Origin of the sequence: Rhodococcus sp. PAE-6 (assembly GCF_025290685.1) — a bacterium.
GTDB lineage: Bacteria > Actinomycetota > Actinomycetes > Mycobacteriales > Mycobacteriaceae > Rhodococcus > Rhodococcus pyridinivorans.
Genome location: NZ_JAOCLZ010000004.1, coordinates 1 through 16,408 on the forward strand (window position 1 = coordinate 1; position 16,408 = coordinate 16,408).

Genomic DNA, 16,408 nt, shown 5'->3' on the forward strand with positions numbered 1-16,408 from the left:
GCCTTGGTAGGCCATTACCCCACCAACAAGCTGATAGGCCGCGGGCTCATCCTGCACCGAAAAACTTTCCACCCCAGGACATGCATCCCGAGGTCATATCCGGTATTAGACCCAGTTTCCCAGGCTTATCCCAGAGTGCAGGGCAGATCACCCACGTGTTACTCACCCGTTCGCCACTAATCCACCCAGCAAGCTGGGCTTCATCGTTCGACTTGCATGTGTTAAGCACGCCGCCAGCGTTCGTCCTGAGCCAGGATCAAACTCTCCGTTGAAGACTCACAATCACCCCGAAGGGGCAATCAGTCAAAGACAAAAGAGTCAAATCACTAGCATAAAAACTCAAACTAGCTCAAACACTGACCATCCCAGACGGAAGAATGAGACGATCAGCAAATACCCACCCCATCGAAAATGATGGAGCGGAGTACCAAAAATATTTGGCACTGACATTCATCGGCACACTGTTGAGTTCTCAAAGAACACGCACACATCATCACGCTCCGGACTGACGTCCGACCCGCTCTGAGGCAACTGTTCCAGCCTACTTCCTCATCCTCACGAACGCAAGTCCGTATGGTTTTCGGAACCAGGGGCGGCTCGAAACCTTACCAGAAGGTTCGCAGCCATCACATTCGCAGGCGCCTTCGTCCAACCTCGTTGTCCCGTTCCTCTCGGCCCGGGTCGGTGTCCGTGTCGCTCTGACCTGGAATAAGTTACGCGAACATCTCCCAGAACACCAAATCGCGAGGTCAATGGCTGTTTCGATGGCCCGTAGCCCTTCACCGGAGGGGTAGGACGACCCCTCCATCGTGGTGCTCGTCGCGTCCGCTCACTGATCGTCCTACTTCTCGAGTAACGTTCACCGTTGAGCTGAGCGAGGAAGGGTGCCGTGACGTCGACGGGGAACATGGTGGGGTTGTTCGCCGGTATCGGCGGACTGGAGCTCGGACTCGGGCGACACGGGTGGAACACCGAACTCCTCTGCGAGATCGAGCCGGGTGCTCAGGCAGTACTACGTACGCGCTTCCCCGACGTTCCGCTTCATCCGGACGTCACGCGTCTCCGCTCTCTCCCCCGCGATACGGAACTGGTCGCCGCAGGCTTCCCGTGCCAGGACCTCTCCCAGGCCGGACGCACGGCCGGCATCACGGGATCGAAGTCCGGGCTCGTCGACGAAGTGTTCCGTCTCGTGAAGCGTAAGAACGGCCCGCGCTGGCTCGTCGTCGAGAACGTTCCCTTCATGCTGCAGCTCGGCCGCGGTGCGGCGATGCGCCACATCACTGACGCGCTCGAGGAACTCGGCTACATGTGGGCCTATCGCGTCGTCGATGCCCGCGCGTTCGGTCTCCCCCAGCGTCGGCACCGCGTCCTGATGGTCGCCTCACGCACGGACGATCCCCGCACGGTGTTGTTCGGCCAGGACGCCGGCATGCCCATGGAGGGCAATCCCGATCTGTTCCCCTGCGGCTTCTATTGGACCGAGGGTGTGCGCGGTCTCGGATGGGCAGTCAACGCCGTGCCCACGCTCAAGGGCGGTTCGACCCTCGGTATCGCCAGCCCTCCGGCCGTGCGACTGCCGTCCGGCGAGATCGTCACCCCCGGCCTGACCGACGCCGAGAGACTCCAGGGCTTCGACGCCGACTGGACGGCTCCTGCCGTCGAGGCCCCCGGTGTCCGCGCCGGACACCGGTGGCGTCTGGTCGGCAATGCCGTCAGCGTGCGGATGGCGTCGTGGGTGGGCCACCGGCTGAACAACCCCATCGCGTACAGCTCCGACCACGAGACCCCGCTGCTTCCGGGCGACACCTGGCCGACCGCCGCGTGGGGCGCCCGCGGACAGGCGTTCCGCGTGCACGAGTCGCAGTGGCCCGTTCAAGCTCCCTACGAGGACCTCGGCGGTTTCCTCCTCGACGCCCGTCTGCTGTCGGCGCGGGCGACGGCAGGATTCCTCCGACGCGCACGCTCCGGCAATCTGCGCTTCCTGCCCGGATTCCTCGAGGACGTCGAGAACCACCTCGAACGCATGGGTGGCTTCCCGCGAGTGGCGGCCTGAAAGACACCGTGATGGCGGCGTCGGATCGGCCCGGGACGGATCCGCGTACGAGTGCGCGGATGAGCCGGCAACGCCGACGCGACACCGTTCCCGAAGTGGCGTTGCGCAAGGAACTGCATCGCCGGGGGCGGCGGTTCTTCGTCGACCGCGCTCCTCTGCCGGGGATGCGACGCCGGGCCGACCTCGTCTTCCCTCGTCGTCGGGTCGCGGTCTACGTGGACGGCTGCTTCTGGCACAGCTGCCCGCAGCATGCGACGTTCCCGAAGAACAACGCCGAGTGGTGGGTGGCCAAGCTCGCTGCCAACGTGCAGCGCGATCGGGACACCGATGCGCGCCTGCAGGCCGCGGGCTGGACGGTGGTGCGGGTGTGGGAGCACGAGGATCCCGTCGTCGCCGCGACGCGCGTGGAGGATGCTCTGTCGGCTCCGCCGGAAACGGATGCAGGGCCGGCGCAGGGGTGATCCCCCGCACCGGCCCCTGGACCGATCCGATCAGCCCTTCGTGAGCTGTGCGTACCGGGCGACGTGCTGTTCGGCGGTGCCGAACTCGTACTCGATCGCGGTCAGTCGCTTGAAGTAGTGCCCGACGGCGAGTTCCTCCGTCATGCCCATGCCGCCGTGGAGCTGGACGGCGTTCTGGCCGACGAAGCGTGCCGCACGGCTGATCGTCGCCTTCGCGGCCGAGACCGCGCGTGCCCGCGTGGCGTCGTCGCTGTCGAGATGAAGAACGGCCAGGTAGACGGCGGACACCGCCTGCTCGACCTCCATGTACATGTCGACCATGCGGTGCTGGAGTGCCTGGAAGCTGCCGATGGGCTGACCGAACTGCTGACGCTGCTTGGCGTACTCGACGGTGTCGGCGAGCACCTTGCGCATCAGACCCACGGCTTCGGAGGACACGGCGGCGGTCGCCTCGTCGATGCCGCGCGAGACGGACGGCCATGCGCTGCCCTCCTCGCCGAGCAGCGAGTCGGCGGGCAGTCGCAGACCCGAGAAGACGATGTCGGAAGCGCGTCGGTCGTCGATCGTGCGGTAGGAGTGGATCTCCACGCCGGCCGGCGGGTTCGCGGGGTCGAAGTCGACGAGGAACAGCGAGATGCCGTCGGTGTCGGTGCGCTCGCCCGACGTGCGGGCGGTGACGAGCAGGTGCGTTGCGAGCGGAGCGCTGGTGACGACGGTCTTCTCACCGTCGATGACCCACTCGTCGCCCTCGCGACGCGCGGTGGTGGACACGTCGTGGAAGACGTATCCGGAGGTGGGCTCGGTCGCGGCGAACGCCGTGACGGCTTCACCGGCAGCGATCGCCTCGAGGACGGACCGGGCTCGATCGACCCCTGCACGACCGAGCAGCCCGCCCCCGAGGACGACCGTGTCGACGTACGGTTCGATGACGAGTGCGTGCCCGAGTGCCTCGGATACCACCATCAACTCGACCGGTCCGCCGCCCATCCCCCCTACCTCTTCCGGAAGCGTGGCCCCGAGGATTCCGAGATCCTCGGCGAATGCCCGCCACACCTCCGGTTGCCAACCTTCGCCGGTGGTCGCGACCTTCCGGCTTTGCGCCAGGTCGTAGCGACCGGCGAGGAACTTGGTGACCGAATCACGAAGGAGCTCCTGCTCCTTGCTCAAACCGAAGTCCATCAGAGCCCCAATGCTGCTTTGGCGAGAATGTTTCGCTGGATCTCGTTGCTGCCGGCGTAGATCGACCCGGCGCGGTCGTTGAAGTAACGCAGCGGCGCGACAGCCTGCCACTCCTCACCGCTGACGTAACCGTCGGCGGGCGGCACGTAGTCGGCCACCGGACCACCGGGCGCGGTGATGTGCGGCTGGTAGACCCGACCGCGCGGACCGGCCGCCTCGAGGGTCAGCTGGGTGATCGTCTGGCTGAGTTCGGTGCCCAGGATCTTGAGCATCGACGACGCGGGACCGGGGTTCTTGCCCGCGGACAACGCTGCGAGAGTGCGGTATTCGAGGATCTCGAGTACCTCGGTGCGGATACGTGCCTCGGCGAGCTTGGCGGAGAACGCCGGATCGTCGATGAGCCTGCCACCCGACGGACCGGGCTGTTCGGCGGCCTCCTCGGCGATTCGTTCGGCCATGACCTGCAGGGCCGGCGCTGCCGCCGCTCCCCCGCGTTCGAAGACGAGCAGGTATTTCGCGACGGTCCAGCCGTCGTCGATTTTCCCGAGCACGTTCTTCTTCGGGACGCGCACACCGTCGAAGAAGACCTGGTTCTGCACTTCCTCACCGGACGTCATGACCAGAGGGCGGATCTCGATGCCGGGCGAGGTCATGTCGATGAGCAGGAAGGTGATGCCCTGCTGCTTGCGACCGGTCTTCGACGTGCGCACGAGCGCGAACATCCAGTTCGCCTCGGTGGCGTGCGTGGTCCAGATCTTGCTGCCGGTGACGATCAGGTCGTCGCCGTCGTCGACCGCCGCCATGCTGAGCGACGCGAGGTCGGAGCCGGCCTCGGGCTCGGAGTAGCCCTGACAGAAGAAGACCTCACCTGTGAGGATCCGGGGCAGGAAGTAGCTCTTCTGTTCTTCGGTGCCGTAGGCGACGATCGCGTGCGCGACCATGCGGATGCCCATCGGCGACAGGTTCGGGGCGCCCGCGAGGATCGACTCGCGGCTGAAGATGTAGTGCTGCGTTTGCGTCCAGTCGCATCCGCCGTACTCGACCGGCCAGGCCGGCGCCGCCCAACCACGCTCATGGAGGATGCGCTGCCACTCCATGCTCGCTTCGTGGTCGGAGTACACGCTCGTCGCGAGTCGGCCGGCCCGCCGCAGTTCGGGCGTCAGCTTCTCCTCGAGAAACGATCGCACCTCGTCTCTGAAGGCGGCGTCTGCCTCTGACCACGCAAGTTCCATGTCTTCTCCCCGCAGAGCGCGACCGCCGTTTCCGGACCATCGTGCGAATTGTCGTTAACTTTTCGAGAGTGGTACGAAATCTACTTCCGCCCCAGCGGGCTCGTCAATAGACGGATTCCACCTGCAGTACCGGCAGGATCTCCGACCGGGGACACGAACGATCGAGTCCCCGACTCCAGGTGGAGGGTCAGCTCGACACAAAGACGGAACGTTCACTCGTAGCGCAGGACCGGGGACGGTGGCGTTTCACCTCATGACTGCGGTCACATACTCTGATGGAACCTTGTTCTTGATAATGTAAACGTCACTCTTTCATCGTCGGCGCGCATCGAAAATTCGGAGGGCATTCGAGTGAAGTTCCGGAGCGGGACCGCATTCATGAAGGCCACGGAGATGCCGGTCGTCGCCCGCATGCTCGACGACGCCGGATTCCACGGCCTGCTCGTCTCGGACCACCTCATCTACCCGAAGGAGTTGAAGACGATCTACCCCGGGCACGAGAGCGGCAAGCCGTTCTGGTCGCCGGAGACCGGGTCTCCATCGGACTGTCCGCGGGATGGATGCGCGAGGAGTTCGAACTGCTCGGCCAGGACTTCGACAACCACAGGGACCTCGACCGAACGAAATGATCTGGGCACTGCGCGAACTGTGGAAGGGAGGATGGGTCTCGTTCCGGGGCGAGTACTACGACATCCCCGAGATGACCATCGAACCCCACCCGCCGAGCCCGGTACCGATCCTGTGCCGGCGTCATGGTGTCGCCGTGGGCCAACTGGGAGGCCACCCACTCGGGCGACCACGATCACCTCCTCGGCACCGCCGAGCAGTACCGCGCGCCGATCGAGGACTTCACCGAGAGGATCATCGCGAAGCTCACGTGAGCGCAACCGGAAACAGTAATCCTCGAACGAGAAAACCCTCACCGACAGGATCGATGAGGGTTTGGTCTGTGTGCCCGAACTGGTCGAACCTAGCCTGTCAGGCGTTTGCAGCCAGTTCCCGGCCCTGAAAGTACCTGGAGTGCGTGCGACGAAGCGTCTCGAGGGAGTCGCTCACCAGCGAAACAATCTCCACATCTTTGTCCGTTCGAGACTTCTCGAGCTCGAGACGCCGACGCATAGCAGCACGTCGTCCGTCGACGCCGGGGAATGACGTAACCGTCCGGTCGGCAGTCTTCCGGTTGTACTCGATCACGAAAGCCGTCACTGTTCCATCCCCTTCCGCTGTGCGTCTCGAAGCAGCTTCTCTACATCGTCGAGCATAGGAGAGAGTTCGGCTTCGTCTTCCAGCACCTTGCACCCGAGCTGGCGCCGTGAACCTCTGCCGCCAACTCGTCGTACCAGATCATGACGTCGTCGTAGTCGGGAGCGCCCTCCGGTGTCGCGACATTGTCACGGAGGCACTGGGCAAGAATCTCCATCTGTTTGTTGGACCGGGACCGATCTTGCACACACCCTCCTGTAGTCCGGGGAAGTCACGTGACGCCCCTTGCCGAGTGAAGATAGCCACAAGATGTCGCTGAAGCCGGTCAGCAAGCCGTGTCGATTCTGTGTCGTGGCGACTCCGTAACCAGATACGAGAAAACCCTCACCGGAGTACCGGTGAGGGTTTTCGTGTGTGCGCCCGAAGGGATTCGAACCCCTAACCTTCTGATCCGTAGTCAGATGCTCTATCCGTTGAGCTACGGGCGCATGTGTATTCAATTGTCGTTGGTGACGCTACACCAACTGGCGGAGGCGAGAGGATTTGAACCTCCGGTCCCCGGTAAGGGGGACAACTCATTAGCAGTGAGTCCCATTCGGCCGCTCTGGCACGCCTCCTCGGGGATTCGATGCTCTCGAACCGCCGGATCGAAACATTACACATGCCCCCAGGGGAAACGCAAAACGCCTGGTCAGAGGCGTGTAGATGGACGGCCTCCCCCATCCTGCCGACCGGCGGTCACACGACGAGGCGCATAATCGGCTCGTGACTCCACAGACCCGCCCCGACCTCGAATCGATCCCCGCCTACGTTCCGGGCCGCTCGTTCCCCGGTGCGGTGAAGCTCGCCAGCAACGAGACGACCATCGGTCCGCTCCCCAGCGTCCGGGAGGCGATCGCCGACGCTGCCGCCGGCCTCAACCGCTACCCCGACAACAGCGCGACGGAGCTCATCGCGGCACTGTCGGAACGACTCGGCGTCCCGACCGAGCAGATCGCCGTGGGCTGCGGATCGGTGAGCCTGTGCCAGGAGCTCGTGCAGATCACGTGCGATGCGGGCGACGAGGTGATCTTCGCGTGGCGGTCGTTCGAGGCGTACCCGATCATCGCGGCCGTCGCCGGCGCGACCGCCGTGCGCGTCCCGAACACCGCGGACCACGGTCACGACCTGAAGGCCATGCTCGCCGCGATCACCGACCGCACGCGGCTGATCTTCGTGTGCAATCCCAACAATCCCACCGGGTCGCTGCTGGGCAAGGAGGAGCTCGCGCAGTTCCTCGACGCCGTCCCCGAGCACATTGTCGTCGCCCTCGACGAGGCGTACTTCGAGTACGTCCGCCCCGAGCCCGGTGAGGATCTGGCCGACGGTCTCGAGCTCGCGGAGGGTCGCAGCAACGTCGTCGTGCTCCGCACCTTCTCCAAGGCCTACGGTCTCGCCGGTATCCGCGTCGGATACGCGGTCGCCGACCCGTCCGTCGTGACGGCGCTGAGCAAGGTCCACACCCCGTTCTCCGTGAACTCGCTCGCCCAGACGGCTGCCGTGGCCTCGCTCGCCGCCGCGACCGAGTTGCTCGCGCGCACCGAGGGCGTCGTCGCCGAGCGGGAACGGGTCCACGCGGCACTCGTCGAGGCCGGCTACGAGGTGCCCACGAGTGCCGCGAACTTCCTCTGGCTGCCGCTGGGTGAACGCTCCGCCGCGTTCTCCGAAGCCGCAGCGGAGGCAGGCGTGGTGCTCCGCAACTTCACGGGCGAGGGCACCCGGGTGACGATCGGCGACCCGCACGAGAACGATCTGTTCCTCGACTTCGCGACCGGGCAGGGACGGGCACTCGCCGGCATCGGCTGATCCTGTGACGAGACCCAACCGTTATGGCTGGGTATCGGTGGCGTGATCCGGCCCTGACAGACTCGGGCGGTCGGATCGGGCCGGGGTCGGAGGAACTGCATGGGGGCAGGCAAGGTGCGGCGCGCCCTGTCGGCCTGCGCAGTCGTCGGCTCACTGGTCGCCTTCGGTGGTGCGGCACCTGCCGGCGCTGCACCGTCGAGCACCGTCCCTTCGAACACCGTCCCGCTCCGGGTGATCGCATTCGGCGACCTGCACGGAAATCTGCTGCCCCCGCAGGGACTGCACGGCGAGGTCGTCCGGTCGGACGACGTCTCGGTCCCCGCGGGGGGTGCGGCCTATCTCGCCGCCTACGTCCGCCAGCTCCGGGAGCAGGCCGACAACTCCGTGCTCTACGCCGTGGGCGACACGTGGGGTTCGTCGCCGCTCGAGTCGGGCCTGTTCCACGACGAGCCGACCATCGCTCTGCTCGACGAACTCGATCTCACCGCCGCGACCCTCGGCAACCACGAACTCGACCGCGGCTACGCCGAATTCGAGCGGCTCCGGGACGGCGGTTGTCACCCGAAGGAAGGGTGCCTCTACACCGAGCCGTTCGAGGGCGCGAACTTCCCGATTCTCGGCGCCAACCTCACCACGTCGGACGGCACACCGGCCGCACTCCCCTACAGCATCGACTACGTCGACGGCCTGCCCGTCGGGGTCATCGGCGTCGTGCCGAGCAACACCCCCGACATGATCCGGCCCGATGCGATCGCGGGATTGCGGTTCGAGGACGAGATCGCCGCGGTCAATCGCACCGCCGACATCCTCGGCGCGCTCGGCGTCCGCTCGATCGTGGTGCTCTACAAGGGCGACATCGGAGCCATCGACGGCGACGATCCGTGCCCGAGCGGGGACGGCGGGGCGGCGGCGATCGCGACGTCCGTCTCCCCCGAGGTGGACCTCATCGTCACCTCCGACGGCGACCGGCACTTCAACTGCACGTACACCGACCCGGCGGGCAGGCCGCGCACCGTCGTGCAGGGCGCCTCGCACGGGCGCATCCTCTCCGTCGCCGATCTGGTCATCGACCGACAGAGCCGAGAGGTGCTGCGCGACCGGACCGTCGTCTTCACGCAGGTCGTCACGCACGACATCGACCCGGATCCGACCACCCTCGAGTTCGTCGACCGGGCGGTCGAGAAGTCGGCGGTGGTCGCGAACCGGTCCATCGCCCGCATCGGTGCCGACGTCACGCGCAGCGAGAGCCCGAGCGGAGAGTCTGCGTTGGGCAATCTGGTGGCCGACGCACAACTCGCCGCGACGCGGCATCTCGGGGCGCAGATCGCCCTGATGAACCCCGGCGGACTCCGCGGCGACCTCCTCGCCGGCGACGGCACCGTCTCGTACCGCGAGACCTACGCCGTGCAGCCCTTCGGGAACATGCTGCAGGTACTCGACCTCACCGGAGCCCAACTCGACGTGCTGCTCGAGCAGCAGTTCCAGGACGGCCCGGTCGGCTCGGAGATCGAACGCATCCTGGCGCCGTCGCACAATCTCACCTACACGCTCGACCGCCTGGCGCCGCGCGGCGAACGGATCCGTTCGATCACGATCGACGGCGAGGCCGTCGACCCCGAGCGTGTGTACAAGGTCGTGATGAACAACTTCCTGGCCGGCGGCGGAGACGGTTTCACCGTGTGTACGGAAGCGCACGGACTGGTCGGCGCGGGCAAGGATCTCGACGCCCTCAACAACTATCTGGCGACCCGCTCACGCGTGGAGCCGCCGGCCGTCGACCGCATCCGCCTCCACTGAGACGGTGCCGTCGACGCGCGATCAGCGGAGTCGGAGTGCGTCGGCGAGGGTCGGCCACGCGGCCTTGATGTCGTCCTGCCAGTAGCCCCACGAATGCGTACCCCACGGGCGGTAGACGACCTGCGCGGGGATACCGAGTTCGCGGAGGCGACGGTCGTAGGTGACGGTGCACACGAAGGTGCCGATCTCGAGCGGCGCGCCGACGGTGAGCACGTCCTGACCGGCGCCGAGATCGTGCGGGCCGAGCAGGCCGTTGCCGGTGCTGAGGAAGACCTCCTTGCCGCGCAGCTTCTCGGCGAGCAGGTAGGAGTCGTGCTCCTCCCATCGGGCGTCGTCGGGCGGTCCCCACATGTTGTCGGGGTTGCCGCCCTTGTACGCGACGGTTCCGCGGACGGTGTCGCGGGAGCGGTCGCTGGAGGTGTCGTAGCAGCCGCTGAGCGCCGCGACTCCCTGGTAGAGGTCGGGATTGCGGGTGATCAGGGACATCGCCCCGGTGGCGCCCATCGACAGGCCCGCGACGGCGTTGGTGCCGTTGCCGTCGAACTCGGCGTCGATCAGCGGGGGTAGTTCCTCAGTCAGGAAGGTCTCCCACTTGTTGATCCCGAGCACGGGGTCGGGGTTGTTCCAGTCGGTGTAGTAGCTCGCGGTGCCACCCACGGGAAGGACGACGTTGGTGTTCTTGTCGGCGAAGAACTCCGCGATGTCGGTGCGTTGGGTCCACGTGCTCTCGCGGAACTCGGACTCCTCGCCGGCGCTGACGCCGTCGAGCAGGTAGAGGGTGGGGCGCGGCCCCGCCGAGGCCGGGTGCAGCACCTGCACCGGCACGACCCGGTTCATCGCGGCCGAGTGGACGAACAGCTTCGTCTGCCTGTCGCCGACCCGCTCGACATGGTCGATCCTGGCCGACACCGGCTGCACGTGCGCCGGTTGTCCATGGATCGGTTGGGCATGGGCGATCGTCGTGCCGGAGACCGGCACCATCAGGGCCACCGCTACAGCCGCCGCGCGTCTCTTCACCATCGAACTCCCCGTCCCCCGACGACCTGCAGTGATCTCACAGTCACTACCTGTACCCGGTCAAGCGGACCTGCACGCGACCCTAATATTCACCCTCCTATTCGTGACGAATCGGAGGATCCACGGCCGCGTCGCCCCCGCCGGGCGGCGGGAGCGACGCGTGGGAGAGCTGTGTCGGTCAGCGGAGGTGGTGCACCTCCTGCAACCCGTAGACCGGGGTCGGGAGGCCCTCGTAACGCGCCTTGAGTTGCAGCGCCAAGTAGAGCGAGTAGTGCCGCGACTGGTGCAGGTTGCCGCCGTGGAACCACAGGCCGTCCTGCTGCGTGGGCTTCCACATGTTGCGCTGCTCACCCTCCCAGGGGCCGGGGTCCTTGGTGGTGTCGGAGCCCAGGCCCCAGCACTTGCCCACCTTGTCGGCGACCTCCTGCGAGATCAGGTCGGCGACCCAGCCGTTCATCGAGCCGTAGCCGGTCGCGTAGACGACGAGATCGGCCTCGAGTTCGGTGCCGTCCTCGAGGATCACCGACGTCTCGGTGAGTTCGCGGACGTTGCCGTGGGCGAGCTTGATGTCGCCGTTCGCGACGAGTTCCGAGGCACCGACATCGATGTAGTAGCCGGATGCGCGACGCAGGTACTTCATGAACAGGCCCGAACCGTCGTCACCCCAGTCGTGCTGGAAGCCCGCCTTCTCGAGCCGGTCGTAGAACTCGGCGTCGCGTTCGCGGATCTTCTCGTAGATGGGGATCTGGAACTCGTGCATGATCCGGTACGGCAGGGACGCGAAGGTCAGGTCGGCCTTCTGGGTGGTGACGCCGGCGGCGAGGGCCCGCTCGGAGTACAGGTCGCCGAGACCGAGATCCATCAGCGAATCGGACCGGACGATGTGCGTCGACGAGCGCTGCACCATGGTGACGTCGGCGCCCACCTCCCACAGGGCACCGCAGATGTCGTGGGCACTGTTGTTGGCACCGATCACGACGGCCTTCTTGCCGGCGTAGGCGTCCGGACCCGGGTGGGCGCTGGAGTGGTGCTGCTCGCCGCGGAACAGGTCCATGCCGGGGAAGTCGGGGATGTTCGGCTTACCCGACATGCCGGTCGCGATGACGAGTTGCTTCGGCCGGAGGACCACCGGTTCGCCGTCGCGCAGGACGTTGACGGTCCATTCGCCCGTTGCCTCGTCGTAGCTCGCGGAGGTGCACTCCGACTTCGACCAGTAGGGGACCTCCATCACCTTCGTGTACATCTCGAGCCAGTCCGCGATCTTGTCCTTGGGCGCGAAGACCGGCCAGTTGTCGGGGAACGGCATGTACGGCAGGTGGTCGTACCAGACGGGGTCGTGCAGACACAGCGACTTGTAGCGGCTGCGCCACTGGTCGCCGGGACGGTCGTGCTTGTCGAGCACGATTGCGGGAACACCGAGCTGACGCAGGCGCGCACCGAGCGCGATACCGCCCTGACCACCACCGATGATCACGATGTAGGGCTGACGCGTGTAACCGAGTTCGCGTTCCTCGATCTCGCGCTGCTCCGACCACGTGACCCTCTGCTTGTCGGCGCCGTGCTTCGTGCCGCGGGGACGACGCGTGCCCTTGTTCTCCTCGTATCCCTTCAGCTCCTGCATCGTGGTCAGCAGCGTGAAGGCGCGGTCCTGGCCGCTCTCCTCGTCGCGCTTGAGACGCAGGTGGCCGACGCCGCGACCGACCGCGGTCTCGAACGCGATCCAGGCGCTGAGTACGCCGTCGTCGTCGCTCGCTGGTTCGGTGGTGCGGAAGCCGCTGGGATCGGTGTCGGCGAGTCGCGCGTGCAGCATGTCCGAGACGCCCTCGCGTCCCTCGACGGTCTTGAGGTTCCAGGTGAAGGCGACCAGGTCGCGCCAGAAGGAATCGGTGCCGAACAGGCCCGCAGCGGCGTCGACATCGCGCTGTGCGAGGGCGGTTTCGAAAGCTTGCAACCAGGCGTCGACGCGTTCGTCGGGCGTCGCGGTGCCGGAGGTCGTGGGCTTGTCGAGGGTGTCGGTCATGGTGAGTCCTTTCCCGTGGTGATGTGATCCAGGACACTCCCCGCGGCCGGTCCCCCGCAAGCGTTGCGTCACGTTGCACGGCGCCCCACTTGTGGCGCAGCACACATTTGCCACCTATGCTCCGAGGACGACGACGAAGAGGAGACCGTGACCACGTTCAGCGCGATCGCGCCCGGCACCGACCTGTCGCGCTACGCGCGCGAGTTGACGCGGATGCACGACGCGGTCATCGGCGGCGCCCGGTCACCCATGCGACCCCGTCCGCTCGTGTCCCGTTCGTGGCAGCGCGTGCTCGACGCGGGCCTCGATCCCACCGGCACCAACGAACGCAGCCGGCTGCCCGTCGCGGAGATCGAGCGACGTCGCCGCGCGTCCGCCCTCTCCGCGGTGATCGGCGATCTCGAGCAGGTCATCACACCCGTCGCCGACGCCTCGCATCTGCTGCTGGTGGTGACCGACGCCGACGGCGTGATCCTCTGGCGCAGCGGTTCGGCACCGATCCGGTCACGCGCCGACGCCCTCGGTTTCCAGGAGGGAACTGTGTGGACGGAGTCGACCGTCGGCACGAACGCCATCGGCACGGCGCTCGCGGAGGCCGCGCCCGTGCAGTTGTTCTCGGGTGAACACTTCGAGACGACCCAGCATCCCTGGTACTGCACCGCTGCGCCGATCCACGATCCGATCCGCGGCGACCTACTGGGCATCGTCGACGTCAGCGGTCCCGCGCTGACCCTGCACCCGGCCATCATCGCCCTCGTCGACACCGCCGTCCGGCTCGCCGAAGCACAACTGTGGCGACGGCACGAGGTGCGACTCGAACGGCTGCGCACCGAGGCTGCTCCGTTGCTGTCGTCGACGCGGGGACCGGTGCTGCTCGTCGACGAGGACGGCTGGGTCGCGCACGCCTCCGGTATCGCCGCCGAGCGGGTCGCGGTTCCGCGGCACGCACGCCCACTGACAGTTCCCGGTATGGGACTGTGTGTGCCCGAGCGGCTTTCGCACGGCTGGCTGATCCGCGGCGCGGCCTCGTCGTCGCGCATGCGGATGGTGCTGCACGTGTCGTCGTCGCCCACAGTGGAGGTCTTCGGGGACGACGACTCGTGGCACAGCATCGTCACCGCACGTCAGGCCGAGATCCTGCTGTTGCTGCACGAGCGCGGCCCGGACGGCATGACGGTCGCAGCGCTCAGCCGGGCCCTCTACGGGGACGACGACCATGCCGTGTCGGTCCGCGCCGAGGTGTCGCGACTGCGACGCGCGATCGGGGACGTGATCGAGAGCAAGCCCTACCGGCTCGCCACCACCGTCGACCTGTCGCTGGATCTCGGTGCGGACGAACGCCTCGCCGACTCCGAGTTCGTCCGCCGGTCGGGGGCGCCGGGGGTGCGGGCACTCGGCGTCTACCGCTGACACGGCCGGGGGCATGTTTCCGCCCCTCGGGGACCGGGAACGCACCAGTGAACCCAAGTCGCCGAACATGCTGGAGACACAATGACCGTTCTCGTCGTCACGGACAGCCCCGAAGGTCCGGCCCAGAAGATCGCCCGGCTCGTCGCCGACGCGCTGGGAGAGCGGGACATCGACGTCACCGTCGGTGACACCTCCGATCTCGAGCGGTCGGAAGAGTTCGAGGGCGTCGTCTTCGGAGGCGAGGTCGACGCCGGCGAGTACTCGCCCGACACCGTCGAACTGTTGTCGTCGCGGGCCTCCGGGCTGAGTCAGCAGCTCGTGTGGTTGTTCGCGGTGGGCGACGAAAGCACCGAGGACACAACGGATCTGGTGTCCGAACTCGCCGCGCTCGACTACCGGTCGTTCAGTCCGTCCGCAGGCGAGGACGAGGTGCGGTCGTGGGCCGCCTTCATCGCCGACGAGATCGACGGACACAGCTGAACCCGCACGTTCACCCGAGCGAAGGGCCGCCATGCTCCACACGGATGTCGCACCGGGCGTGCATCGCCTCGCGCACGCCGACGTCAACGTCTACCTGATCGAGGACGACGCCGGAGTGACCGTCGTCGACACGGGACTACCCGCGACCGCTGGTCGCATCGAAGAGGCGATCTCACGCATCGGTCGCCGGATCGACGACGTGCAGGGAGTCGTCCTCACGCACGCCCACTTCGATCACGTCGGGTCGGCGAAGCGGCTGCGTGAACGGTGGCGGGTTCCGGTATGGGCGCATCGCGACGAGAAGTTCCTCGCCGCCCACCCCTATCGTTACCAGCACGAACGCAACCGGCTGCTCTATCCCGTTCGATATCCCGCCTGCATCCCCGTTCTCGCCCGGATGACCGTGGCCGGTGCGCTGTGGGTGCGCGGGGTCCACGACGTGACGCTCTTCCAGGACTCCCAACCGCTCGACCTGCCGGGCCGCCCCGTCCCCCTGCACACACCCGGCCACACCTACGGGCACTGCGCGCTGCATCTCCCGGACCGCGACACCGTGATCGTCGGCGACGCCATCGTCACCCTCGATCCGTACACGGGCAGGCACGGTCCGCAGATCGTCTCGGGTGCGGCGACCGCCGACAGCAGGACGGCCCTCGCCTCGCTGGCGGCCATCGCCGGCACCGGCGCGAAGCACGTCCTCGTCGGCCACGGTGAGCCCTGGCACGACGGTGCGGCCGCGGCCGTGGAACGAGCGGTGGCCGCCGGACCGAGCTGACAGATGTGATCGGTCCACGGGAACCGGGGACATGCCCGCACTGCGCGGGCACACCGGCCGCATGAATGCTCTCGGTGCCACTCTTCTGACCGGCGTCGCCGACCCGAAGCTCGGGGCTTTCTCACGGTTCGACGGAAGCTGGGGACGAGGGGCGCACCTGGATCCTCGAGGAGAAGATGGTCGCCACCCGGCGGTAGAAAACGAGAAGAGGCTCCGACTCCCTGACGGGTGCCGGAACCTCTTCCGTGGCGGAAGCGGAGGGATTTGAACCCCCGTTGGTGTTACCCAAGCTCGCTTTCAAGGCGAGTGCATTCGGCCGCTCTGCCACGCTTCCGTGGCAGATCCTAACCGCTCCGCGCAAGCAGGGCATAACCGATTCGCGACCTCAGCGGTCGGCCAGAGTGTGCTCGACGCGCGCGAAGACCCGCGCCAGCATGTCGAGCTCGTCGGCCGACAGCAGGTCGATGAGGTAGTTGCGCACGTCGTCGACGTGGGTGGGGGCGGCCTCCGCCAGACGCCGCCTGCCTTCGTCGGTGATGGTGGCGAGCACACCGCGACCGTCGTCGGGGCACGAGCTGCGCACGACCATCTTCTCCTGCTCCATCCGCCGGATCTGATGGGTGAGCCGGCTGCGTGAGGAGAGCACGCCGTCGGCGAGATCGCTCATGCGCAGGGCGCCCTCGGGGGCTTCGGAGAGCATGACCAGGATCCGATATTCCGCCAGCGACAGGTCGTGTCGGTCGTTGAGAGACCGACTGAGGGCGCTCATGAGACGGTTGTTGCCGTCCATGTAGAGACGCCAGGCCTCCTGCTCCTTTGCGGTCAGCCACTTGGGTTCGTCTCGTTCGCTGGTCACGCCGGGAGTGTAATGCCGACGGCCCGATCCGGTTACCGCACGGTAGCTTCGAGCAGGTGAGCGCGCGGCGAGCGGCGTGA

13 protein-coding genes, 3 tRNA genes and 1 rRNA gene are annotated in these 16,408 nt (G+C 66.7%); 8 read left to right on the top strand and 9 right to left on the bottom strand.

Features of this window, described 5'->3' with window-relative positions:
* Positions 1–272 (bottom strand): 16S ribosomal RNA (locus NVV99_RS10700); the annotation flags it as partial.
* Between the two features lie 617 nt (positions 273–889).
* On the opposite strand from NVV99_RS10700, the gene NVV99_RS10705 reads away from it, so the two are divergent.
* Together NVV99_RS10705 and NVV99_RS10710 are read left to right on the top strand one after the other, a co-directional pair.
* The gene (locus NVV99_RS10705) at positions 890–2,053 is read left to right on the top strand and encodes a DNA cytosine methyltransferase (protein ID WP_019290316.1); all 1,164 of its coding nucleotides are present in this window, start codon (positions 890–892) and stop codon (positions 2,051–2,053) included.
* Positions 2,054–2,064: 11 nt separating this feature from the next.
* Positions 2,065–2,514: a very short patch repair endonuclease gene (locus NVV99_RS10710; protein WP_024102729.1), complete on the top strand. Its 450-nt coding sequence runs from the start codon at positions 2,065–2,067 to the stop codon at positions 2,512–2,514.
* Between the two features lie 30 nt (positions 2,515–2,544).
* Here NVV99_RS10710 and NVV99_RS10715 read toward each other — a convergent pair whose 3' ends face one another.
* Both NVV99_RS10715 and NVV99_RS10720 read right to left on the bottom strand, forming a co-directional pair.
* Entirely contained in the window at positions 2,545–3,693 is a 1,149-nt protein-coding gene (locus NVV99_RS10715; RefSeq protein ID WP_024102728.1) for an acyl-CoA dehydrogenase family protein, read from the bottom strand.
* Complete coding sequence (locus tag NVV99_RS10720) at positions 3,693–4,925, bottom strand: acyl-CoA dehydrogenase family protein (RefSeq protein WP_024102727.1); 1,233 nt, start codon at positions 4,923–4,925, stop codon at positions 3,693–3,695. Before NVV99_RS10720 ends, NVV99_RS10715 begins: the two co-directional genes overlap by 1 nt.
* Before the next feature lie 752 nt (positions 4,926–5,677).
* On the opposite strand from NVV99_RS10720, the gene NVV99_RS10725 reads away from it, so the two are divergent.
* Positions 5,678–5,806, top strand: a complete 129-nt coding sequence (locus NVV99_RS10725) for a hypothetical protein (RefSeq protein WP_024102725.1) — start codon at positions 5,678–5,680, stop codon at positions 5,804–5,806.
* A gap of 737 nt (positions 5,807–6,543) precedes the next feature.
* Here the strand turns inward: NVV99_RS10725 and NVV99_RS10730 are convergent.
* Positions 6,544–6,616 (bottom strand) — tRNA-Arg (locus NVV99_RS10730).
* A 37-nt stretch (positions 6,617–6,653) separates the two neighbouring features.
* Positions 6,654–6,745: transfer RNA gene (locus NVV99_RS10735), tRNA-Ser, on the bottom strand.
* Positions 6,746–6,893: 148 nt separating this feature from the next.
* Here NVV99_RS10735 and hisC point away from each other — a divergent pair.
* Both hisC and NVV99_RS10745 read left to right on the top strand, forming a co-directional pair.
* Positions 6,894–7,973: a histidinol-phosphate transaminase gene (gene hisC / locus NVV99_RS10740; RefSeq protein ID WP_024102722.1), complete on the top strand. Its 1,080-nt coding sequence runs from the start codon at positions 6,894–6,896 to the stop codon at positions 7,971–7,973.
* 99 nt (positions 7,974–8,072) lie between these two features.
* Positions 8,073–9,770, top strand: coding sequence for a bifunctional UDP-sugar hydrolase/5'-nucleotidase (locus NVV99_RS10745; RefSeq protein ID WP_024102721.1), 1,698 nt, complete (start codon positions 8,073–8,075; stop codon positions 9,768–9,770).
* Positions 9,771–9,791: 21 nt separating this feature from the next.
* Here the strand turns inward: NVV99_RS10745 and NVV99_RS10750 are convergent, their stop codons facing one another.
* Positions 9,792–10,790, bottom strand: coding sequence for an alpha/beta hydrolase family protein (locus tag NVV99_RS10750; protein WP_024102720.1), 999 nt, complete (start codon positions 10,788–10,790; stop codon positions 9,792–9,794).
* Between the two features lie 175 nt (positions 10,791–10,965).
* Positions 10,966–12,807 carry an NAD(P)/FAD-dependent oxidoreductase gene (locus tag NVV99_RS10755; RefSeq protein WP_006553500.1) on the bottom strand — a complete coding sequence of 614 codons (1,842 nt, stop codon included), beginning with the start codon at positions 12,805–12,807 and terminating at the stop codon, positions 10,966–10,968.
* A gap of 147 nt (positions 12,808–12,954) precedes the next feature.
* Here NVV99_RS10755 and NVV99_RS10760 point away from each other — a divergent pair, with 147 nt between their 5' ends.
* The 3 genes from NVV99_RS10760 (at position 12,955) to NVV99_RS10770 (ending at position 15,472) form a co-directional block, all read left to right on the top strand.
* Positions 12,955–14,217 carry a GAF domain-containing protein gene (locus NVV99_RS10760; RefSeq protein ID WP_019290322.1) on the top strand — a complete coding sequence of 421 codons (1,263 nt, stop codon included), beginning with the start codon at positions 12,955–12,957 and terminating at the stop codon, positions 14,215–14,217.
* 81 nt (positions 14,218–14,298) lie between these two features.
* Positions 14,299–14,697 (top strand): flavodoxin domain-containing protein, encoded by a 399-nt coding sequence (locus tag NVV99_RS10765; protein WP_006553498.1) that lies wholly within the window; start codon positions 14,299–14,301, stop codon positions 14,695–14,697.
* A gap of 31 nt (positions 14,698–14,728) precedes the next feature.
* Complete coding sequence (locus NVV99_RS10770; RefSeq protein WP_006553497.1) at positions 14,729–15,472, top strand: MBL fold metallo-hydrolase; 744 nt, start codon at positions 14,729–14,731, stop codon at positions 15,470–15,472.
* Positions 15,473–15,718: 246 nt separating this feature from the next.
* Here NVV99_RS10770 and NVV99_RS10775 read toward each other — a convergent pair.
* A tRNA-Ser gene (locus NVV99_RS10775) sits at positions 15,719–15,806 on the bottom strand.
* 51 nt (positions 15,807–15,857) lie between these two features.
* Positions 15,858–16,328, bottom strand: a complete 471-nt coding sequence (locus tag NVV99_RS10780; RefSeq protein ID WP_006553483.1) for a MarR family winged helix-turn-helix transcriptional regulator — start codon at positions 16,326–16,328, stop codon at positions 15,858–15,860.
* Between the last annotated feature and the right edge of the window lie 80 nt (positions 16,329–16,408).